Origin of the sequence: Pseudobacillus sp. 179-B 2D1 NHS (genome assembly GCF_045370945.1) — a bacterium.
Taxonomy (GTDB): domain Bacteria; phylum Bacillota; class Bacilli; order Bacillales; family Domibacillaceae; genus Pseudobacillus.
The window spans coordinates 1-23134 of record NZ_JBIQDP010000038.1; the positions used below are offsets into that span (position 1 = coordinate 1).

Annotated in this window: 20 protein-coding genes; 3 read left to right on the top strand and 17 right to left on the bottom strand. The window is 38.8% G+C overall.

The features are described 5' to 3' along the window. Positions 1 to 427: 427 nt before the first annotated feature. The 11 genes from ACH0BF_RS23185 to ACH0BF_RS23235 all read right to left on the bottom strand — a co-directional run bounded on the left by ACH0BF_RS23185 (position 428) and on the right by ACH0BF_RS23235 (position 13818). Positions 428 to 820 carry an acyl-CoA thioesterase gene (locus ACH0BF_RS23185; protein WP_120037519.1) on the bottom strand — a complete coding sequence of 131 codons (393 nt, stop codon included), beginning with the start codon at positions 818 to 820 and terminating at the stop codon, positions 428 to 430. Between the two features lie 66 nt (positions 821 to 886). Beyond that, the gene (locus ACH0BF_RS23190; protein WP_340854515.1) at positions 887 to 1663 is read right to left on the bottom strand and encodes an enoyl-CoA hydratase/isomerase family protein; all 777 of its coding nucleotides are present in this window, start codon (positions 1661 to 1663) and stop codon (positions 887 to 889) included. Positions 1664 to 1794: 131 nt separating this feature from the next. Continuing rightward, complete coding sequence (locus tag ACH0BF_RS23195; RefSeq protein ID WP_406910384.1) at positions 1795 to 3120, bottom strand: iron-containing alcohol dehydrogenase; 1326 nt, start codon at positions 3118 to 3120, stop codon at positions 1795 to 1797. 52 nt (positions 3121 to 3172) lie between these two features. Further along, positions 3173 to 4003 (bottom strand): sulfite exporter TauE/SafE family protein, encoded by an 831-nt coding sequence (locus tag ACH0BF_RS23200; RefSeq protein ID WP_340854517.1) that lies wholly within the window; start codon positions 4001 to 4003, stop codon positions 3173 to 3175. A gap of 249 nt (positions 4004 to 4252) precedes the next feature. After that, positions 4253 to 5680: a class I adenylate-forming enzyme family protein gene (locus tag ACH0BF_RS23205; RefSeq protein ID WP_406910385.1), complete on the bottom strand. Its 1428-nt coding sequence runs from the start codon at positions 5678 to 5680 to the stop codon at positions 4253 to 4255. Positions 5681 to 5706: 26 nt separating this feature from the next. Further along, on the bottom strand, positions 5707 to 6879 hold the full coding sequence (locus tag ACH0BF_RS23210; protein ID WP_340854522.1) for an acyl-CoA dehydrogenase family protein: 1173 nt from the start codon (positions 6877 to 6879) through the stop codon (positions 5707 to 5709). A gap of 177 nt (positions 6880 to 7056) precedes the next feature. Then, the gene (locus ACH0BF_RS23215) at positions 7057 to 7962 is read right to left on the bottom strand and encodes a LysR family transcriptional regulator (RefSeq protein WP_120037508.1); all 906 of its coding nucleotides are present in this window, start codon (positions 7960 to 7962) and stop codon (positions 7057 to 7059) included. Between the two features lie 122 nt (positions 7963 to 8084). Further along, on the bottom strand, positions 8085 to 9323 hold the full coding sequence (locus ACH0BF_RS23220; RefSeq protein ID WP_340854524.1) for an MFS transporter: 1239 nt from the start codon (positions 9321 to 9323) through the stop codon (positions 8085 to 8087). A gap of 326 nt (positions 9324 to 9649) precedes the next feature. Continuing rightward, a complete protein-coding gene (locus ACH0BF_RS23225) occupies positions 9650 to 11641 on the bottom strand; it encodes an alkyl/aryl-sulfatase (protein ID WP_406910386.1) in 1992 nt (663 codons plus the stop codon). Between the two features lie 422 nt (positions 11642 to 12063). After that, complete coding sequence (locus tag ACH0BF_RS23230; protein ID WP_340854527.1) at positions 12064 to 12942, bottom strand: DMT family transporter; 879 nt, start codon at positions 12940 to 12942, stop codon at positions 12064 to 12066. Positions 12943 to 13005: 63 nt separating this feature from the next. Then, complete coding sequence (locus ACH0BF_RS23235) at positions 13006 to 13818, bottom strand: TrmB family transcriptional regulator (RefSeq protein ID WP_340854529.1); 813 nt, start codon at positions 13816 to 13818, stop codon at positions 13006 to 13008. A 440-nt stretch (positions 13819 to 14258) separates the two neighbouring features. Here ACH0BF_RS23235 and ACH0BF_RS23240 point away from each other — a divergent pair, with 440 nt between their 5' ends. Next, a complete protein-coding gene (locus tag ACH0BF_RS23240; RefSeq protein WP_340854530.1) occupies positions 14259 to 15194 on the top strand; it encodes a YitT family protein in 936 nt (311 codons plus the stop codon). Between the two features lie 299 nt (positions 15195 to 15493). Here ACH0BF_RS23240 and ACH0BF_RS23245 read toward each other — a convergent pair whose 3' ends face one another. Both ACH0BF_RS23245 and ACH0BF_RS23250 read right to left on the bottom strand, forming a co-directional pair. Next, positions 15494 to 16405: an NAD(P)/FAD-dependent oxidoreductase gene (locus tag ACH0BF_RS23245; RefSeq protein WP_340854532.1), complete on the bottom strand. Its 912-nt coding sequence runs from the start codon at positions 16403 to 16405 to the stop codon at positions 15494 to 15496. A gap of 371 nt (positions 16406 to 16776) precedes the next feature. After that, positions 16777 to 17217: a ferritin-like domain-containing protein gene (locus tag ACH0BF_RS23250; RefSeq protein ID WP_340854533.1), complete on the bottom strand. Its 441-nt coding sequence runs from the start codon at positions 17215 to 17217 to the stop codon at positions 16777 to 16779. A 242-nt stretch (positions 17218 to 17459) separates the two neighbouring features. Here ACH0BF_RS23250 and ACH0BF_RS23255 point away from each other — a divergent pair, with 242 nt between their 5' ends. After that, positions 17460 to 18713: an MFS transporter gene (locus tag ACH0BF_RS23255; RefSeq protein WP_406910387.1), complete on the top strand. Its 1254-nt coding sequence runs from the start codon at positions 17460 to 17462 to the stop codon at positions 18711 to 18713. A 75-nt stretch (positions 18714 to 18788) separates the two neighbouring features. On the opposite strand, the gene tlp is transcribed toward ACH0BF_RS23255, so the two are convergent. The 4 genes from tlp to ACH0BF_RS23275 all read right to left on the bottom strand — a co-directional run bounded on the left by tlp (position 18789) and on the right by ACH0BF_RS23275 (position 21040). Then, on the bottom strand, positions 18789 to 19025 hold the full coding sequence (gene tlp, locus ACH0BF_RS23260; protein WP_120038209.1) for a small acid-soluble spore protein Tlp: 237 nt from the start codon (positions 19023 to 19025) through the stop codon (positions 18789 to 18791). 111 nt (positions 19026 to 19136) lie between these two features. Then, positions 19137 to 19895 carry an ABC transporter permease gene (locus ACH0BF_RS23265; RefSeq protein WP_120037498.1) on the bottom strand — a complete coding sequence of 253 codons (759 nt, stop codon included), beginning with the start codon at positions 19893 to 19895 and terminating at the stop codon, positions 19137 to 19139. 1 nt (position 19896) lies between these two features. Beyond that, positions 19897 to 20646, bottom strand: coding sequence for an ABC transporter ATP-binding protein (locus tag ACH0BF_RS23270; protein ID WP_259455739.1), 750 nt, complete (start codon positions 20644 to 20646; stop codon positions 19897 to 19899). Positions 20647 to 20770: 124 nt separating this feature from the next. Beyond that, a complete protein-coding gene (locus ACH0BF_RS23275) occupies positions 20771 to 21040 on the bottom strand; it encodes a sortase (protein WP_340854538.1) in 270 nt (89 codons plus the stop codon). Between the two features lie 340 nt (positions 21041 to 21380). Between ACH0BF_RS23275 and ACH0BF_RS23280 the strand changes: the two genes are divergently transcribed. After that, entirely contained in the window at positions 21381 to 23126 is a 1746-nt protein-coding gene (locus ACH0BF_RS23280; protein WP_406910388.1) for an AAA family ATPase, read from the top strand. The last annotated feature ends 8 nt before the right edge of the window (positions 23127 to 23134 follow it).

Genomic DNA, 23134 nt, shown 5'->3' on the forward strand with positions numbered 1-23134 from the left:
TGTTTGACTTGCTCATGTTTTAAAAATAAGAATTAACTTACTGGCATGTATTTTGTTCAGTTTTCAAAGATCAATTTCATCTGAGTCGTTTTTAGCGACCTATTTAACTTAACATTTATCCAACATAATGTCAATGACTTTCAAAAAAATATTTTCTGCCAAATCAGCTGCTTTAACAGCAAATATTAATATATCATTCTCTTAAATACGCAGTCAACAACTTTTTTAAATATCCATATAATAGATTTTTATGGCTGATTTAGAGCAAATGGTAGCAATCATTCCGATAAAGATAGGGCAAAAATCACACAAGCCCTACAAAAAATAGGGCCAATCATTAGTAATATAAAAAGCCCTCCCCCGGTAAATTTATCTTTATAAGCTACTTCGTTTTATTGAAAAAATTCACTATTTATTTTACATGCTTTCATATAAGTAAATGTTGTTCTAATTCCATGCGAAGTGAAGAAGGAATTGCTTCGCTCCGCTGATGTTCTTTATTAAAATTCACATAAACAGTAGAAGAAATTACACACTTTTTCCCTGCCTGCCAAATTTCCTCATACAGCTCCAAGCTAGTATGGCCAACCCTTTTTACCCAACAGCAAACTTCAATATCCACCCCAAAAAAGATTTGCTCCTTGTACTCAATCGTTGTCTTAACAATGATCATTTTCCAATCGTGAAATTTATGATCCGGGTTAAACAAAGCAAAGATTTGATGACGCCCGGCTTCTAGCCAGATTGGAATAGTAGTGTTATTAATATGCCCTACAGCATCTGTTTCAGAAATTCGGGGAGTAAGCGTTGTTGTATACATATTTATCTCTCTTTTATTTATTATTCATTCCTCTACTCGCATTGTCTTACTATGTACCGTTTCATCTTATTGATTTTTAAACTCTGGCTTACGCTTTTTAAAAAATGCTTCCATACCTTCCTGCTTATCTTGAGTAGCAAACAACACCGACTGTGCCAGTTTTTCAATAAGGAGACTATTTTGCAATGCTGCTCGAGATTGAGATTTAATGGCCAATTTTGCAAATTTCGTGGCTACCGGTCCTTTACTTATTATTTTTTTAGCTATGTTAAATGTTTCTTTTTCAAGCTCCTGCTGGTTTACTACAGCGCTTACTAAACCCATTTGTTGTGCAGTTGCCGCATCGACCATGTTTCCTGTAAAAATCAAATAAAGTGTGTTTCCGAGTCCTATATGCTGTAATAATCTTTGTGTGCCTCCAGCTCCCGGTATAATGCCAAGATTTAATTCTGGCAACCCGAACTTTGCATTATTTGAAGCGATTCGAATATCACAGGCTAGTGTTAATTCACATCCTCCCCCTAGAGCAAAACCATTTACCATCGCGATAGTCGGTTTTTCAAATGTTTCAAGCTCGTTTAGGAGGTCGTGGATACCTTCATTAGTCATGACGTCAAGATGATCTAAATGTTGAAGTTCTTCTATATCTGCCCCTGCGGCAAATGCTTTGTCTCCGCTACCTTTAATAATGACAACACGCACTTCATCGTCATATTTAAAGGAATAAAGCGCATCACGAATATCGAGAATGCATTCATTATTTAAAGCATTCAAAACCTCCTCTCGATAAATTTCAATAACTCCAATTTGCTCCTGTATGTATACTTGAATGTTTTGATACAAAATAATCCCCCCCTTGATTATTTACTATCGAAATAAAAGTCTTGAGCAGTTTTTCTATCGTAGGATTTCTTTTGCTTTTTAACGGTCTTCTTCGTAATCTGAGTTGTTAGATACAAACCTTTCTTAACCCCTTATTCTAAAATTAACCTTCCAGTATATGCGTTTGTATAAATTTCATAAATATCCTTTTCTGTTAACTTTTTAGGACTTCTTTCTAATAATCGTTCTTGTAAAAGTGCATGTCTTGTTAAATTTTTTAAATCCTTTTCCCTCACGTCATAAGCAGAAAGAGAAAGTGGCAAGCCTGAATCCTTAACCAAATCATATAGCGACTGTACAACTTTTTTGGCATTTTCACGTTCAGATTTCCCAGTTGAATAAGATCCAATTATCTGGCCTACCTCGGCTAACTGCCTCACGCATGACGGCCAAATATTCGCATATACATATGGCAGCAACACCGCATTCGCTTCTCCATGCGCTACTTTGAACTGTCCTCCTAACGGGTAAGCTAAAGCATGTACTCCTGCTACTCCTGCGTTATAAAAACTTAATCCTGCTTCCAGGCTGCCGAGTGATAATTGTTGACGAGCAAGTCTATCATCCCCATTCCAAACAGCTACTCGGATCCATTGGTAAATCCGCTCTAGCGCATTTTTCGCAAAAGCATTGGATAGCGGATTAGAAAACCTTGAAGTAATGGACTCAATGGCATGAGTAAATGCATCTACAGCACTTGCAGCAGTAGCTTGCTGTGGCAGTGAATATGTTAGTTCGGGATCAACAATTACGTAATCCGCAAGTAAATATTTATGAGTAATAACATCTTTTGTCTCATTCACGCTAAATACCGCAATGTCCGTTACCTCCGCACCCGTTCCAGCGGTAGTAGGAATCAGCACTTTCTTAATGCCTTTTTTTGAAATCTTTCTTTGCTGTGTTAAGTTTAAATACTCCTCTGCCCTTCCTTCGTGAGCAGCCAACACCGCTACCGACTTAGCTAAGTCTAGTGCACTGCCACCGCCTATCCCAATTACAAGGTCATAACGATCTTGGTGTATCTCATCAAGAAATTGTTGCGCTAGTGTTATAGATGGTTCTGGCTCTACTTGATCACAAACTTTAACAGCAATGTTGTTTCTCATAACGATGTCTATTACACTTTTAACAAGCCCTAACTTTAAAACAACAGGATCACAAATTAAAAATACGCTTTTGCTCTTGAGCTCTCGAAAAATCCGTTCGAGCTTTTGTACCGATTTCTCTCCAAAATGGATTTCGATAGGAGAAATAAAGCTATACTGCTTTGGCATAAACTCCCTCACCTCTTTTATCATACGCAACCATTCCAGGATAAAATTTTCTAATAAAGAAACTACAACAAAGCCGTTTCCGTAAGATGGAAGCCACCGACTTTTAGGCTGCCCTTCGCCAATCGCACGAAATCTCCAAGGCAAAGGAGCCACTTTTTATTTCTTCTCTTTTACTAAGCGACTAGCCTATGCACCTTTAATTTAAATACATACGAAACCCGATAACTATTAGCAATATGGATAACATTTGGATAATCATTTTACTTGGCAGTTTCTGGGCTGAAATTACTCCAAGGTGCGCTCCAATGGTCACTCCTATCCCTCCCCAAATAACTATCTCCCAATCTACATGACCATATAAGAATTGAAAGAACCCCCCAATCGAAGAGTATAAACATATAGAAAAGACGGAGGTTGCAGCTGCCTGGTGAGGTGAAATATGAAATAAATAAATTAAGACTGGAACAAGAAGCCAGCCGCCGCCTATTCCCAAATAGCTGGATAATACTCCGATAAAAAAACCCACTGTTAGTAATTGTATAATCATTAAACGAGCGGGGTTTTGCAAGGAAGGCTCCATGCTTTTATTTCGTATAGATAAGTGTTCGGATTTCCCCTTGGAGCTAGCTACTAGAGCTTCTTTTCTGTTGAGTCGAATTGGCACATTTTTAACTAATAAAAACAAGCCTAATGCAATTAAAATGCTGGCAAAAAGGATATAAAAAAAGTTAGAAGGATAGGATTGCAGGAACCAGACACCCACAATAGAACTAGGCAACGCGCCCATTCCCACAGCAGCCCCTATTCTGTAATGAATCATCTTTTTTTTCGCGTATCCTATTGCTCCGGCTATGGAATTAATACATACCAATACCAAGCCAGAACCTGCTGCAACTGTAGGTTCCATTTGAAAGACAATTAACAGCACGGGAACAAATATAAATCCCCCTCCAGCCCCAACAATTGTTCCATATCCCCCGGCGATGATTCCAATAATGAAAAGCAACAAGCTTGTTGTAGTAACCATATTCTCTCTCCTTAAACAGAGTAAAGATCTAACCAAAACAAAATATTCCGAGAGAGGCAGTCATCATATCGCTTAGTCAAACCTTCTTTTAAGAAAACTCCCCTAGATAGTTAAAATACCTTCTGCAAACATCTTTCTTAATGCCTTTTTATCAATTTTCCCAATCGGTGTTAATGGAAATTTATCAAGAAAATGGACGACTTTAGGTATCATATATTTGGAGGTTCTTTGTTTGCAGAAATCAATTAATTACTCGCTAGTACAGGTCAATCCTTCTCGCAGTGATACAACTATACATACCGCCTCCCCCCAATCTGGGTGGGGAACACCTATACACGCACTTAATGCAATAGAGGGGTGCTGATTCACTACTCGTTCCACTTCTGAAGAATATACGTTCATTCCACCTGTAATGATCATATCTTTCTTCCGATCTACAATATAAAGGTAACCGTTTTCATCCCACCTGCCAATATCCCCGGTGTAGAACCAGCCGTCACGAATGGATTCCTGGGTAAGGTCAGGTCTTTGATAGTAACCCACCATCATCGCTGGTGATTTTACGATAATTTCTCCAAGCTCGAACGGCTTTACGTCGTTTCCTTTATCGTCAATCAGACGAACTTCAGTAAATAGGCATGGCTTCCCACAGCTCTTCAACACCTCTGCATTGTTATGATAAGCCCAAATATGAGCGCTTTTCGATAGTCTTGTAATGACAATATTACATTCTGTCATTCCGTATTGCTGACGCATAATTGGTCCAAATACCTCGAAAGCTTCTTTTAAACGCTTTTGCGAAATTGGTGACGCTCCATAGAAGATGCTGCGCATCGAGCTCATATCATAGTCAATCTTCCTTGCCTGATCGAGAAGCCTATATAACATAGTCGGCACCATAAAGGTGGTCGTAATCTCATGGTCTTTTATGGCTTGTATGAACGTTTCCGCATTAAATGATCGCATCACATAAATATGCACTCCTGACACAAGAGATCTCCAAAGCAACGAACCGGCCGAATGAACAATTGGCGTGCTCAGCAATAATCGGTCCCGGTCGTCAAGCGGATCCTCGATAGCAGCGGAAATGATGGCAGCACCCAATCCTTGCTGAGAATGCATTACTCCTTTAGGCGTACCGGTTGTCCCGCCTGTATAGGATAGAAGAGCGATATCTTCTTCCTTAGCAATTGGCAAGTCTACATCTTTGATTTCTTCGGGCCATTGGAACTGTTCAAACCCTTCCGGATAATGATGACCAAATTCAGGAAGGCCAATGATATGAACACCTTCTTCTTTTGCTTCTTCTAAATATTCGAGGAAGGTATCAAAGTGTGTCTGTGCAGCTATTATCACCAGTTTGGGTTTTGTTTCTTTTAAAATAAAATTTATTTCTCGTTTTCCTAGCTTTTCACCTATTGGTATCAAAGTAGCACCACATTGCTGAACAGCCAAACCAAACATCACACTTTCCAAGCTATTTGGAATAATAGTCGCTATGTGAATACCTCTTCCGGCACCTAAGCGAAGTAAGTAAGAAGAAATCCGTTCTATCTTGTTCCATAGCTCTTTATAAGTTATCGTTTCTCCACTCGGTAGCAAAGTAATGGCTGGCAGTTCGCCAAATCGCTTTATTCCTTTATACACCAGTGATTGAAATGTTACCTTATCCCACATTCATTATCCCCTCCATAAAAGAGCTCTTAATTTTTCAATAGTGCCTTAGCAATCGTATTTTTTTGGATTTCTGAGGTTCCACTTAAAATTCGATACATCCGCGCACTTCTATACATTTTTTCTACCGGATGCCCTTTCACTAATCCTTTAGAGCCAAGAATTTGGATAGCTTTATCAGCCACACGACTATTCACCTCTGAAGCAAACAACTTAGCCATAGATGCACCGGCTCTCTCTTCCTCTCCTCTGTCAATTTTTTCAACCACATCATAGACCATACACCTCGCTGCGTAGATCTCCGTTGCCATTTCCGCGAGCATGTGCTGAATTGCTTGAAAATCACTGATAGGCCGTCCGTGTTGCACTCTCGTTTTAGCATGATCAATAGATAAATCGAGAAGACGTTGAGCCATTCCAACAAAACCCGCTGCATGTGAAACGCGATTGGTGTTTATTCTTTTCAATCCGAGCAGCAGCCCTTTTCCTGGTTCTCCGATGATATTAGCGGCAGGTACTCGACATTGCTTGAAAATCAATTCAGCATGTATTCGTTCTCCTGATAGGGGAACTTGAATATCTCCCAGTTCAAACCCTGAATGCTGGGATGTTTTTTTATCTATCAAGAAAGCGGTAATCCTTGCTTTTTCTCCTTCCTGCAATTCTTTGGCTATGACAATAGCAAAGTCAGCATAAGGAGCTGCACTAATAAAGTGCTTCTTCCCATTTACTATATAATCGCCACCGTCCCTAACAGCTGTTGTTTCAATAGCAAAAGCATCCGATCCAGCATTTGGTTCTGTCAGTGCAAAACAGCAGCTAGCTTCTCCAGATACGACGGGCAACACATATTTTTCGATCTGCTCTTTTGTAAAGCTTTCCAACATCTGGCCGATTCTTAGTGGTCCACCAATCTCGCCAATCACTTGCCCCCATAAAACAGCTCCAGAACGCGCCAATTCTTCCTTAAGCATACATAACCCTCTTAAACTAACATCCTGCCCTCCATACTTTTCAGGAAGATTAATGCCGTAAAAGCCCAATTCCCTTGATCGCTTTCTTACCCACTGAATAGCCTCCATCGGAATATCCTCTTCAGCATTTAACCCTTGCTTCTTTTCATACGGAAGCAATTCATTTTGAATAAAATGCTGCAACTTTGTTTGAAGTATCTCTAATTCTTCTTCCCGCGTCGTTAACATAGGCTTCCCCTTTCGATTTTTATTTTGTAGAATCTACCAACTATTTAAAAGTTTTAAATATTATAATAATTAATTTTAAATATAAATTTCATTTAAGTAAAATAACAAAATATGATAAGTACATAAAAAATATTGATGAAAGATAAAAAAATATTAGTTTCCCTTCAACATAGGAAACTAATATTTAAGAGTAGTATAAAATTCGAGACATTTGATAAATTCCTTAGCAGCCTTTGAAAAATATTGCTTCTTCGAGCGAACGTAGCCCAGTTCCATTGAATTGTTTTCTAGATTTATTAAAGGAATAGCTACCAGTTCTCCGCCTAGAAAATAGGGATCACTATTCATTCCAATATCATAAGAAAAGGAAATGGCTAATCCCTCAGCGACTGTTTTTTTGATAATCTCTGTATTATTTGTGAAAAACAAAACATTCATTTCGCCGTAACGAGCAAAAAATTCTTTAATAAACCTTTTCATTTTTGGTCCATTGTAGACGACTAAGTCTTCGTTCAGCAGTTCTTCGGGGCTTATACTTTTTCGGCCTGCTAAAGAAGAGTTCCTGCTGACTGACACAATTACTTTCGCTTCCATTAAAGGTTGAAATTCCAACTCACTTTCCTTTGGTTTAAGCGGTGGAATATTTAATAGGCCGATGTCAATTTTATCATTTAATACATCTTCGATGATTTCTTGTCCCCCTTTTTCTTCAATCATAATTTTTACTTCAGGGTACTTTTTTTTAAATAAGGCTAAGGATTTGGGCAAAATCGTAAGAAATAAACCTTGTGTGGATGATAGACGCAGCTCTTTTTCCATTGTATCCGAGTGCATTTGCGCACTGTCTCTAATTTCCTCCAGCTTGCTCAATACCTCATGAGCTTTTTGGATAATTTCTTTTCCGTCTTCTGTAGGTATGGTTCCTAATCGTGATCGCTTGAAGATTTTGATACCTAATTCATTTTCGAGACTTGTAATAGCCATGCTGATTCCAGACTGAGAAATGTGGAGTTTTTCTGAAGCTGTGGAAATTGAATTTACCTCGGCTACCTTTATAATGTATTCTAATTGTTCAATATTCATGGCTCATTCTCCTTCTATCCTGCTACCAATATCATATCTCTAACGGAAAACCCTTTCAATTTTAGAGAAGAAGATTAGAACAGTTTAAACCATCTACGCTAAATAGGATACTCTTTCTAGTTTTATACTATGGTAGTTGTTTTTTCGTATGGTTTTGCCGGTTGAGTTGGATTGTTTTTGATAGATATGGCCACTGCTGTTCCGAGTAACGCTACGATCATTAAAAACCAAAAAGCTGCATTGTAGGAGTTATTAAATAGATGAATAATTAGGCCAATAGCCAAAGGCGAAACACCACCGGCAATTTGCCCGGCAAAAGTTACAAGTCCAGAGGCAGAACCGGTAACTTCTTTCGGAGCATATTTTATAATAATTGTATAAAGAACGGTTCCAAAGAAAGAGAGCGCTATGGAGTTAAGAGTAAGATAGGTGATGATAAGTGCTATAGATGTGGCGTTAGACATTAAATAGAGAAAAATTGCCGATAATAAGGCGCCTGCAGCAGCAAGATATTTTTCACGATTAGCCATATATTTATCCAGCAGCCACCCGCTGACATTAAACATTAAAAACCCAAAAATATAAGGAATCGCCAACAATCCTCCGGCGGCTACCAACTCGACCCCTTTTTCCTTAACTAAATAGATAGGCATCCATGATATTAGACCATAGTTAATAATATTAGATAGAAATTTGAACGTAATGAGTTTCCAAATATTTTCGGTTTTAAACAATAACTTAATAGAAACTTTATTTTGTATTTTATTGAATTGCTTAACCTCTTTTGTGCTTTGAGGCTTGAGAACAAACCAAATACCAAAAGAAATTAAAATCCCTAAAACCCCCGCAATAGTAAACATGCCTCTCCAGCCGAACGCAGCTACCATGGAAGCAGCAAGAGCAGTACCTAATATTCCCCCAATATTTTGAGCAGACAAGAAAAAGGAATTGGCCCGGCCCCGTTCTTCTTCTGGAAAGTTCTCTCTTATCGTGGACATACTGGCTGGATAGAAAGGCCCCTCTCCTAATCCGAACAGAAAACGAACGAATAATAAAGATAGAAATGACCACGCAAACCCTGTCATCATCGTGAATACAGACCAGCTAAATAAAGAGACCGTAATCATCACTCGAGCTCCATATTTATCGGTCATCCACCCACCAAGCAGCTGCATTAGAGAATAACTAACAAAAAATATGCTGATTAGCAAACCCGTTTGAGACGTATTGAGATGGAACTCATCTGTAATAGGAATAATACCGACATTTATGGCCACTCGATCAAAAAAGCTTAAAATCATCCCAATAAATAAGAGACCACTGATAATAAATTTTCGTTTCTTGCTTACATACAACTGCATTCCTCATCCCTCCAGTTTTAAAGACTTCTATCTATATTGGCAACGCGCTGTTTCAAGCCTTCACAGGAAGCGCTTACAATTGCTTTCAAATTGTCAAAGGTTGAATATTTTTTCACCTTATTGATTTTCAATTCTGTTATCAAGCAGGATGATTTAATTAAAGAACGGTGAGTGGATTTATGAAAACAGGGATGGATGGCTGCAGAATTAACGATTAAATTCAAGCCCACGAGGTTAAGAATTAAACTCGCGGGAATCAATAGTGGTCATCCATCCTTTTTACCGAATGTAAGCTATTTTTTATAAATAATCTAAAGCAGCCGCCATCATGGGGTAACGATATTAACTTTAGGGTGAAATTGATCGAGTAAAGACAAGAAATTTTCGAAGCGTTCCTTACTGCCAGAAACAGAAACCTTCTCCGCTTTTTCCATTTCAGACAAATTCTCTCTCCCTAAAGCAATCATGTAGAAGGTTACTCTATCTAACACTAATGTTGTATCAGGTTTGGATGCTACCTTCCCCTTTTTGAAATTTAACACGGAGTTTTCTAGATTCATTACATAGTTAACTTGTGAATCTGTAAATGTAATGTTAAACACCATATTTTTATTTTCTGCTTTTGTTCCATTTAATTTAATCGACAAAAATTTAAGAAAATCATCCACTGGCATATTGAGCAGTGTATCCAGATTCATCATTCCACCCGTTCCCTTCGAGTCTGCTACACCATTCCTTAACTCCTCGGCGCCGGTAAGATAGAAATTACGCCAAACAGAGGATTCAGCCATATATCCTAGCTGCTCATAAGCTTTAGCCAATAAGTTTTTTGCCTCTATATTATTGGGATTCGCCATGACTACATGCTTTAAGACTTGAGCTACCCAGCGGTATTCTCCTTTCTTATAATCAAGTTTTGCCTGCTTAAGAACCTTCTTTTCCCCGCCCATATATTGCACATATTTCTCTCCCGATTCCTCTTGAGGTAAGGGATCTAAGTCGGACGGATTACCGTTGAAATATCCTAAATAATAGTTATATACAGCCTTAACATTATGTTTCAGCGTTCCATAATAACCTCGATTAGCCCAGGATTTGTCTAACTTTTCAGGAAGCTTTAGCTTTTCGGCAATTTCATCCGGCGTAAAGCCCAAATTAGCCAATCGGATAGTTTGGTCATGAATATACTTGTATAAATCACGTTGGCTTTTCAACTGTTCTAAAATGCGCTCTTTATTCCATACAGGCCAAGAATGAGCGGTAACCATAGCCTCTATATCTTTACTTCCGTATAGGTCCACTGTTTTATCCAATGCTTCTACCCATTTTAAGGCATCTCTCGTTTTAGCCCCTCTTAATGTGTAAATATTGTGTAATGTATGCCCTGTGTTTTCGGCTGTCACCAGCGTTTTATAGTCATGAATATAATAATGCATTTCGGATGGAGCTTCTGAGTCCAGAGTCAACAGAAATTCAAACGTTATTCCGTCTATCTCTACCGTTTGAATATCTTTCTTTACTTCCATTGTTGGAGGCAAATAACTAAAAGTTCCGTTACTTAGCCCCGGGCCAATACCGGAAGTAACGAACCCTTTTTCACCAGCAGGCAAAAGGTTGCCAAACATATAACCTGCACGCCGAGACATGATATTACCTAAGAGAACATTTTCACTCAGCGCTTCTTCGTTAAATTTTGCTGGGACAATAATAGGCACTTTTGCTGGATTTTCCGCGTATTGGGCAATGCCTTTTATACCGCCAAAGTGATCCACATGACTATGACTGATAACAATGGCACTTACTGTTTTCTTGGGGCGATGCTCGAAATACAGTTCCATGGCTGCCTTAGCTGTTTCAATTGTAGAAAGCGCATCCAAAACGATTAATCCGGTTTTTCCTTCCACAATGGTAAGCACCGATAAATCCTGTCCCCGAACTTGATAAACGCCATCCACTACTTTAAATAAGCCTGAAATATTTTGTAATTGAGCCTGTCTCCACAAGCTCGGATTTACGGTAGAGCTCGCTGGCTGGTTCTCTTTAATAAATGAATATTGATTGCTGTCCCATACTACGTTACCTTTTGAGTTTTTAATAGGATTCTTATTTAAAGGTGCAATAAATCCTTTCTGTGCATTCTTAAAATCTTCCTTATCCGCAAAATCCAACTGTTTATAAACGCCCTTATTTGCTAAAATAGTTGAATGAGTTGCCGGCAGCGGCTGATCAGATGCAGCCTTTATAACGGAAGATCCGGCTAATAAAACCAAAACAATTGGAACGGAAACAATCCCCTTGACAAAAGATTTTCCAAGCATTTTATTCCCCTTTCTTGTTTAATCAGCAAGCACCTCTTTGTTCTTTTAAACGCAAAGCTATTTTTAGACTATTCTAATAATTGTAACTAATTTTATAATTGAATTACCCTTAAGTAAAATTACTATTTTTAATGGTGACTTCAGTTTTACTGATACATGAGCTAAATATATCTGTCAGAACTCATGCTTATTAATGAAGTGAATAGCTGATTGCATCTCCGCTTAAAGTGTCGCCCAAAATAACACTCTCAACAAATTCAGCCTTAAGGTTTGTCCCCCTTAAGGCTTTCATCAAAGTTTTTGCTCTGAACGCATGAATTATGACGATCGCGTTCCTCTTCATTTTGCCTATCTCTTCCTTGCCCTTATCACTTCAACTCACTCCACCACAAGCGCTGGATTAATAGTTTGAGCGAACACATTTACGCTTTTTCTAACTCTTCTTCTTTTTTAGGAGAATAACTGATTCCCACAAATACCAGAATGATTCCAAGCAGCTGGTAAGCATCCGGACGATAGTGTAAAAGGGTTACATCAAGCAAGATGGCAACAACCGGATCTACAAAGACTAAAAGAGCGATGGTTTGAGCCTTTAATTCACGCAAACTACTGAAAAATAAGTAAAACACAAATCCAGTATGAATAAATCCTGTCACAAGGATATAACACCAGTTTGTGAAGGTAAGAGGTATAAAACTTGTCCAATCTACTAACGGCATCAACAATAAAACACCTAAACTTGTTTGAATAACCGTTGTTGACACTGGACTAAGTACTTGAATTCCCTTTCCCGTAATGGAAGTAAGGGCGTAGAAAAAAGCCGCTGCAAATGCCCATAAAATACCGGTAGCGAAGAAACCATCAAGAGTAGTATGTTGATGGATTCCTCCAACTAATAATGTGCCAAAAAAGCAAACAAAGAAAAAGAGCAATCCTATTTTAGTTATTTTTTCTTTAAAAATAACAGAGCCTAAAAGGAGCACAATAACCGGTGCTAAATGATAAATGGACACTGCTACAGTAATAGGCATCAATTCTAAAGAACGAAAGAAAAAGACCCAATTTATGATAAGAAATAGCCCGCATAATAAGGCAAGTAGATACTCTCGACGAGGGATAGGCGCTTGCTTTTGTTGTTTTGTTTTTCGTTTGCTAAAAACCCATATTGCTCCTAAAAGAATGCTTGCACAAAGACAACGCACAAAAACTAACTCTATCGAGTGCAGACCGGTTTTTTCTGAAAATAGACCAATTGAACCAAATATAGCCATAGAGCTGGCAAACTTTAATTTTGCATACATCTAATCCGTCCCTTAAGTCGTTATAAGCATAACGACTATTATTTTTGTGATGAAAAAACAGCTTTATGTTAAGCTGTTTTTTCCTGTCATTACATGAATCAAATCCTCTCGCGATTTCCACAGCGCTTCTAGCTTTTCAGGGCCGAACGCATTTGTGACTTCTTCCACCATAATGTCATGCCGAATATATTCGGTAGCTACAAGAACAAGAGCTGGATCTGTCGACTTCACCGCCCACTCTGAACCTTTGTCGCTAAACTTAGCAATGAGAGCTTCCTCTTCATCTCGAATGAGAATAGTTAAATAGCCATTCATGCGTTTACTGACAATGCCTGGAGCCATATAGTTATGGTGATACGTGTGTCCTAATGTCTTATTTTCCGCCCCAAACAAAACCGTAAAAATCGGTATCGTTCCTTCTTTCTCCCGAACAGCCTTTTCAATCTCTTTCACAAGTGGAGCCCAGATGGACAGCCAGATCTCTTTTTTCGCTGATTGAATCATCGAAAGCATTTCTTGAACGATATGCTCGTATTGGACAATTCTAGTGACCACATCCATCTTTTGATCACTCTCTAACACTGTAAGAGAAGACTCTAACCATTCAAACGATGTATTCATCTCTTCTTTCAGACGAGAAAGCAACCGTTTCGGATCAACAGGTTGATAGACAATGGGATCCGAAGGAACTGTTTGAACAGCTCCTTTATCAAGTAATTTCCCCAACACCTCATAAATCATTGACCGCGGAACGCCCGAACGCTTACTTAATTCATAGCCAGTTATCGCAGGTGATTTCAATAAGCCTATATAGGCCTTACACTCATATTTTGAAAATCCGAGCTTTTGCAATTCAACAATCGCTTTTTCTTCCATAAACCCTCCCATTAGTAGTTAGTCTTAAAACTACTATAAATTCTTTATACAGAAAAGTCTATAGTTTCAGATAGTTAATGGATTTTTTATTCAAAACGGTTGTACTTTCTAATAAGGTTTGATGAAGAAACTATTATAAATATGGATAAAAGAACGCAAGAAATAAAGCGTATTTTTAAAAAAGCTGGCTCAAAATACGCTTTATTTCTATATAATTGCTTGATTCTTTTATTAAAAAAGATAAATTATTTCATTTAGTAAAAAATTCATACAGACTTTATTAAACATCATAAGCCATTGGAGAACAGGTTAGAAAAACACATTAAGGCTTCCCTCCAATTGCAGAGAATTTCCTCTCATCAATCCTAGTATTAGGAATAAAAATTCTATCATAGAATTTACAATGACTTGTCTATCAAATGAGAGGGGAAAGCGACTAGATGTTCTCACATATACAAAGAGAAGGAAAAATTTATATATTAATCATTTTTTTATTTCTTTATATAAATGTTTTAGTCACATTTAGTTTTATCTACTTCCTCTTAGATCTCTTGGGTTTAGGATCATTAATCGCCCCCTTTCCATTCAACGATCATAAGAAACTACTCTTGGAAAAATTATTGAACTCCCTGCAATTAAGTGCAACGACCTTATTCTACGGTGTCTATGGAGGCATCGTTCCAATTGGCTGGTCTAGACTGGTCGCTTTTTTTGAGGGGAGCGTTGGATTTTTATTACCAGCACTTATACTGATAAAGTATGTGCCGCTGGAAGATGGTCAGTTGGAACGAAGCAAGTTACCAAAAGCCGAACGAATGATGCACGCCTTGTTTGTTGCGTTAGGTGCTTTTTTTGTATCTCTCGGATTAAAGATTTTTTTAGTGCCGAATCATATTATTGATGGTGGGATCGTCGGTATTTCAATCATTATATCCTATTTAACAGATTTGAAATTAGAATTGCTTCTATTGATTTTAAACCTTCCTTTTCTCTATCTAGGCTATAAAAAAATCGGTAAAAAATTTGTACTAACAACCTTATTAGGGATAGGTATATTATCGTTCGGAACGTTTTTTCTTTACAATGTACCTGTTCCAACTGAAAATCTATTGTTAGCATCGGTTCTGGGAGGAACCTTCCTAGGGATTGGTGTTGGAGTAGTAATCCGGTACGGTGGATCTCTTGATGGGACAGAAATTTTGGGGATTTTGCTTAACCAAAGAATCTCTTTTTCTGTTGGCAAGATCATTATGTTTATAAATTTCTTCATTTTTTGCAGTGCAGGTTTTATCTTTAGCTGGGATAGAGCGTTATATTCATTAATAGCCTATTACATTGCATCTAAAATGATGGATGTAATCATTGAAAGGTTTTAATCCACATATGATCACAGGTACGGGCTGCAAGAAATTAAAATTTGAAGTGAAGTCATATTAATATTAAACAGCTATTTAAAAAACCATGCAATCAGGAGATCGTTTTTTAAATAACTGTTTGGTATTAACATGATTGTATTAGCTTTAATACACTTCTCTTTAAAATTTGCAATATAAGCCTTTTTCTTCTTTTATGTCCGGTTAATTACACAACCGTTCAGCTCAAAGAGGGAGAAGGATGCACACGCTCTTACTTATGTGTGCTGTTTGTCTGAAAGGAATGATGGGAAAAATTTATTTTAGTCCCATTCTTCTTCTGCAAACTCGTTATTGATGATGACACCCGCTTCATATCCCTGACTAGCAGCGCCAATCAGACTCGTAAATGTGTTTTTGGCATCACCGATAACGAATAGCCCTTTGACATTTGTCTGCCCGTGTTCATCAGTTTCATATTCTCCCTTTTCATTTAGCGGAACACCTAGCGTGGCAGGAATCATAGAAGCTTGCTTTTCCCCAGTCGTTGTCATAAATCCCCCTTTTCTTGGGATCGACTCTCCATTTTCCAAAATTAGCCGTTCCATTTTTCCATTGCTCGATGTGATTGCTCGGATCGGAGACTCTTTTAATTGGATGTGGTGCTGCACAAGCTGCTGCTTTTCTTCATCACTGATATTGGCCTCTCCATTTGTAAATACAATTAGATCTTTGCTCCAGTTATAAATAATTTTTATAAAAGGCATCAATGCTTTCCCATTGCCAATTACAGCGAGCGATTCATTCTTCCGTTCCCACCCATCACAATAAGGGCAATGAAATAATGTTTTCCCGTACACTTCCTTTATTCCTGGAATATCTGGCAAATGATCTTTCATCCCCATAGCAGCGATCACCTTTCTGCTCAATACGGTGTTCCCCTTTTTTGTTTTTATGACAAAAACTCCATTGTTTTTATTAATACTTTCAACAACGTCTTTCCATATCTGGACATTAGGATACGCCTTCATTTGTTCATGAGCTGCTTCTCTAATTTCAGAGGGACTTACTCCGTCTCTCGTTAAGAATCCATGTGCTTTAACGGTTACCTGGTTTCTCGGCTTTCCCTCATCGATTACTATTACTTTCTTTAAGGATCTTCCTAATACGAGAGCTGCGCTTAACCCGCCTGGGCCTCCGCCTAAAATGGCTACATCTATCACTCCACTAATCATAGTTCCCTCCTGCTGATTCCACTGTTATTTCTTGACATCATTCATTTCCCTTTCATAAAAAGAAGAAACATGCAAATTTTCTCCTCCCACAGAAGGCGAAAGAAATGATAAAACGGCATTCTCCTGATGAATTTTACGAGTGTTTTCAATTTGTTTTTTATTTTCACAGTGAATACAAGCACTAGCGTTTCCTATTTACATGGTTTTTAATAGAAGTATTTTGAAATGTTATTTGAATTTTTCACATAAATATTTTTGCCAATATTATTGATTGTTCTGTAATCGCGGAAACCCTTTTGGCTTTAAAAACCACGCGGCAAAGCATAAAAATACCTGTTGAAAGCAAGTATTCTTGTGCTCAATTTTCCCTCTCAATCTCTCCCTTTGACAAAGTAATAAAGGAACCAAACAGCGTGGTTTTGTTCATCTGCTGCTGCTCTGCGAAACGTTTCCTTGATATATTGGCTAGGTGCTTCGTCCGCAATGTCTAAATAAAAATCCACTGTTTCTTGTTCATCTTTTAAAGCGAATTCCAGGCCTTTAATATATTTGTTAGGGCAGCGTTCTAAAAGCTGCGGTTGTGGTTGACGTCCGGTTAATTGAATATACATTTGCATGAATTGCTGGAAATGCCTTTTTTCATCTCGACGAATTTCAAGAATTTGTTTTTTCACTCCCTTACTTGGAGCCATTTCCGCCAGTTTTGCATAGCATTGAATGGCCGTATATTCTCCATTGATCGCCTTTTCAACATTGGCAATCAACTGATTAGTTTGCCTGCTTACAATAGAATAATGATACGCATTATGCATATGCTTCCCCCCTATCCCCTTCACTTTATCTTACGGAAAACAAAACAGAGAGGTGCAACATTTAACGTTCCGCTCGTTTCTTCTATAAATATGAAAACCTTTTGTTTGAATTTAAAACCCCATTTACACTTTCATACCCGTATGGGTATAATAGTTTTAACCAGCTCAATAGTTTGTAATAAATAATCTCTATTGCTAAGCATTTATAACCATAGAAAACAGTCTTTCAAAAAAGTGTCCTTATGAAAAAATATCCTTTTCAAGAGGTGAGTAATTTGAATACGATTGGCATAAAGGAAAACCTTCTGCCATTTTCATTATTAGTCGTTATTAATTTATTTGTAGGCTCCATGATCGGCCTTGAAAGAACCATTCTTCCTCTCATAGGGGAAGAGCAATTTGGCATTGCTTCAGCCAGTGCCGCCCTGTCTTTTATTATCAGCTTTGGATTTTCGAAAGCGATTGTTAACTTCTTTGCCGGAAATTTAGCAGACCGGATCGGAAGAAGACAAGTGCTGTTAATAGGCTGGTTTATTGGATTATTCGTTCCATTAATCATTATTTTTGCTCAATTTTGGTGGATGATTGTATTTGCTAACATCCTGTTAGGAATTAATCAAGGACTCACATGGTCCATGACCGTAAATATGAAGATTGATTTGTCAAAAAAGACACAGCGTGGCTTAGCTATCGGATTAAATGAATTTGCCGGTTACATTGGGGTGGCCTTGTTTGCTATGATTTCAGGATACACGGCATCCAACTATTCTTTGCGCCCCGAACCATTTTACATTGGCATCGGTATTGCCGTTTTTGGCTTTTTGCTTTCATTAGTGATAACTGACACAGAAAAACATATTAAAAATTTAAAGATAGACGATGTACAAACAAATAATTTAAAAACTGTGTTTTGGAAAACAACTTGGAAAGATAAGAATTTATCAAGTGCCAGTTTTGCTGGATTGGCAACCAATTTAAAAGATGGTATGGCCTGGGGGTTATTCCCGTTATTTTTTTCTTCAAGGGGATTGACCATCGGACAGATTGGATTAATTACGGCTATTTATCCCGCAGCATGGGGAGTTTTTCAGCTTTTTACAGGGGCCTTGAGTGATCGGATTGGCCGTAAATGGTTAATTACCGTCGGCATGTGGCTGCAGGCTTTTTCTCTTTGGTCACTCCTCTTCATCGATACCTATTCCTTATGGATTATAGGAGCAGCCTTGTTAGGAATTGGAACAGCTATGGTCTATCCAACTTTGATAGCATCCATCAGCGACATTGTCCCTTCAAGCTGGAGAGCTACCTCTACAGGTATTTATCGTTTCTGGCGTGACAGTGGTTATGTCTTTGGCGCACTGATGGCCGGTATCATTTCTGATAGGCTAAATGTAAGCTGGGCGATTGGTTTAGTGGCATGCTTGCCTTTAGCAGCAGGGATGATCACAGCTATGAGGATGAATGAGACATTGAGGAATACCAAAGAAAATTTCTAAATGCTATAGTTAATCATAAATATATTATGTAAAGTTGTACGTTAATAAAAAGGACGCAAATCTGCGTCCTTTTTATTAACCATTGATCTGTCCGTTTTCACGGTCGCTTGCTTCATCTTTAATTTCCGCCCGCATTCCCGCAATGCTTTCTCTTCGGCGTGCGTTCTTCTCTTCAATCGCTTCACGCTGTTCCGCTTCAGCATTCATCATGGTTTCTTCTGCTCTTTCCATGTTTCCGATTGTATTTTCTACCATCTCCTGCAATCTTTCCACATTGTTTGATCTGTCATCTGGTTTTGGTCTGTTGTTCATCCCATAATCCTCCTTTTGGTGATTGTACATACAGTAGCTTCTCCTATTTAGAGGATCTTTAATGTGGTAATTTGTGGGTTGTTTGAATTGCACACATCATGACATTTATTTTTATGATGATTCTTTAAAAGATAACTGTTGATATTGATTAAACAAAGCCGGATAAACAAGTCTTGCCAAAATTATGCTGGTTAAAGCTGCTGTTGCTAAAGAAGAAAAGACAATAATTAGCTGAAAACGAACGGCCTGGACCGGATCAGCACCCGCAATAATTTGTCCTGTCATCATCCCTGGCAACTGTACAAGCCCAATGGTTTTTGCGCTGTCAATGCTGGGAATCATGCTGGCACGGACCGCATCTTTTAAAATCATCTGTACCGCTTGTTTAGGTGTGCCTCCGAGCGAAAGAATAACATTTATTTCCGCTTTTCTTGAAATAATTTCGGCTTTCATCCTGTTCAGTAATAAGCTCGCTATGATCATCGAACTCCCGATGATCATCCCGCTAAATGGGATAACGTACCTTGGGGCTGGAGGAATAATCTTCAACCCAATTAAAAACAGCATGGACACTGCCTCAATAACAAACAAAGTCATAACTATTCGCCAGCTGATCCCCGGAATCTCGGCCTTTCGTTTGACAATATTGAGAGTAGCAACGGCAATCATTAAAACAATCATAATAAGCATAAAAACAGGGTTATCTGCGGAAAAGATAAAGGTTAGAACGTAACCGATGGCCATTAACTGGATAGCAGAGCGGGCAGCTGCAATAATGATGTCCTTCTCTAATCCAAGCTTTAATCCGCTTGACAGTAGAACAGCCACCCCAACAAATATAACGGCTAAAGATAGTGTAAACAAACTCATGTTATGCTCTGCCTCCACTTAGTTCGCCCCGTAAAAATCGGCGTGTTAACTCTTCTTTTGGCTGGTGGAAAAATGACTCTGTATCTGCCTTTTCAATCAGCTGCCCCTCTACAAGCAGCCACGTGTAGTGTCCAATTCTTCGTGCCTGCTCTAGATCATGAGTCACCCATAAGATCGTTTTGTGCTCATCTTTATGTATTTTCATTATTAATTCTTCTATCTCTCTGGCTGCTGAAGGGTCTAAAGCCGAAGTAATTTCATCAAGCATTAATATAGAAGATTCATTTACAAGCGTTCTTGCAAGTGCCACTCTTTGTTTCTGGCCTCCTGAAATTTCCTCTGCGCTTCTTTGCAGTAAATCTTTTGAAAGACCTACATAACGAAGCAATTCTTCAGGGGAGGAGAGCGCAGTACCATGAATTCGCGCTGCCAGTAGCAAATTGTCATGCACTGTTCCTGGGATCATCGGGGCTGTCTGAAAAGCCAGCGCTGCCTGTTGTCGCAGCTTATTTACATCCCAGTTTCTTACTTCTCTTCCCTGTATCCATACTTCCCCCTCATCCGGAGTCAGCAACAGATTGCAAAGAGACAGAAGCGTGCTTTTCCCTGAACCAGAAGGCCCCACCAGCGTAATAATCGCTCCTTCGGGTACCTCTGCTGTCACATTCTTTAGTACCATGCGTTTTTCTTTGCCATTTACCTGAAACTTTCCAGCCTGTTTGAATTGAATCATCGTCTTTAATTGAACCATATTATTCCTTGTTCCATTCCCTCCTCGCTGATCCTTATATTATATAAGTTCTTTTCCATTATATAGCCTTAGTCTCAAAAAGGCTGTCTCAAAAATTGCGATACGCAATTTTTGAGACAGCCTCTCATTGAATCCGTTTTGCTTGTATGACCAGACGATACTTTGATGAATGTTGCAGATGACAAGTTACCAGTGACAGCAGCAACTTTCCCCTTTGCGCCTGCAGTACGTTTACCTCTTCAGGTGCAACAATTTTCTTATCAAATACTTTAAACATCATTTGTCGATCTTCTGTCTCCAGTTTGACTAAGCTGCCGCTCTTCAGTTCCCCTAGTCTGTTAAAAAAACTTGCCAAACACAGCGGGGCGGTGCCCTGCAATAGCAAAGCTTCCATCTTGCTTTCCGGGTTCATCTAAACGATAAACATTATTTATTAAAACATACACATTCTTACCTGTTCTCTCTACAAGAGAGAATGAGGCACCATATACTGGTGTAGCTTTTTGATAAATTCCAAGCAAAAATATAGACATATGATTGCTACTATTTATACAATTCTTTATAAATCATCTATAGATGCTTTTAAATCTTTTTACCCACTTCTAGCCATTTACCAAGCGAGCATTATGGTCATATTTCTTTAATTTGACAAAATATACATTACTTTTTACCTATTTATATATAAGTTTAAATACTTATAATAGATATATATATTATTTAGGGAGTTGAATTGAGTGGAAGCTAAGTCCAGTTTAATGAAAAAGCTTTTTCCGCTGTTCGCCTTAATCGCCATCGCTGTAGCAGCGATTTCCTGGTCATTGAAAGACGTTGATAAGGCAGTCACTATTTCCTTCTCGTCAATGGAAAAGATTATACAGGAACAAAAAGGAGCTCCTGTTTCTTTACAAGAAAAGCCTGACGGCGCTCTTTATCTCACTACTAAAGATCACCAATACGTCTCCTATACTTCTCCCGGAAGCACTTCGGTAGACCGATTGGTTGAAACCTATAATATTCGTTATTCTTACTCAAATAAAGGGCCCTATGACAATTTAATAATCGGGGGTGTGCTATTAGTAATCGTCGCTGCTGCTGCTGTTCTTTATAAAAAGGGAAGAAGCGGTACCACTTCTTCAACAAAAGCGATGAAAAACAGTTTATCGAAAGCGATCCCCCTTCCTTCCATCACGTTAAATGATGTAGGTGGACTATCAGCAGAAATGAAAGCGGAGATTAAGCAAACCTTGTCTATCCTAAAAAATCCCGAGCGTTCCGCTGAAATTGGCGTCAAAGCTCCAAGAGGCATCTTGTTATACGGGCCTCCTGGGACTGGTAAAACATTGCTCGCTCAAGCGATTGCAAAAGAACTGAATGCCAACTTCTTTTCAGCAAGCGGATCGGCTTTTACCGAGTTATTTGTCGGGGTTGGAGCTTCTCGTGTCCGCAGTTTATTCGAACAAGCAAGAAAACAAAAACCAGCCGTGATTTTCATCGATGAAGTGGATGCTCTAGCCGGCCGCCGCAAGGCTCATGGCGGAGAGGAATCTGAAAAGACGCTAACCGAACTTCTTGTTCAACTCGATGGCGGCCACTCCAATGATGATATCCTTTTTATAGCTGCTACCAACAGAAAAGACATGCTTGATGAAGCCTTCCTTCGTCCCGGACGGATTGATTTCTCTTTCCTCGTTCCATTGCCAGACACAAAAGGCAGACGAGAAATTATCGACATTCACATTAAAGGAAAAAAACTCGCTGAAAATGTGCTCTCCTCACTCGGTGATTTAGCAGAAAGTACGTCTGGGTTTTCAGGTGCGGAGTTAAGTTCACTATTTGAGACGGCTAGCCGAAGTGCGATTCGTAACAACCGCAGCATCATTGAAAAGAGCGATCTTGACTATGCGTTAGATCGTACAATTCTTGGAAGCACTTCACGTACGCTGCAAGACCCTGAAACAAAGCGCCGGGTAGCGATTCATGAAGCAGGCCATGCTTTAGTTGCTGCAGCTACCAAACCGGGGTCGGTAAGAAAAGCCACTATTATTCCAAGAGGACAGGCGCTCGGTTATGTCGCTCCTATCCCAAAAGAATTGCATCTATCCACCGCCAGTGAGCTGCTTGATCAAGTCGCCATGATTCTGTCAGGCGGCACAGCAGAACGAAAATTTCTTGGTGAACATAGCATCGGAGTCAGTGGTGACGTTCAGCAGGCCAAACAAATCATTGAACAAATGGTAGATATGGGTGTGCTGCAAGATGGCTTTACATTAACCTTTGTTAAAATGGAACGGGAATCAAAAATGCAACAGTTATTTGACAAAGCTCTCTCTATTTCAGAACAATTGATTGCAGAACGCGAAGAACAATTCCATCAATTAGTAGACGCTTTACTAAAGAAAGAAACATTAGAAGGCTGGGAAGTAGAACAAATCGTCAATGGTGTGCCCGCCTCTGATAATAAGGAATTGGTGCTTGCTTAGATCTTCCT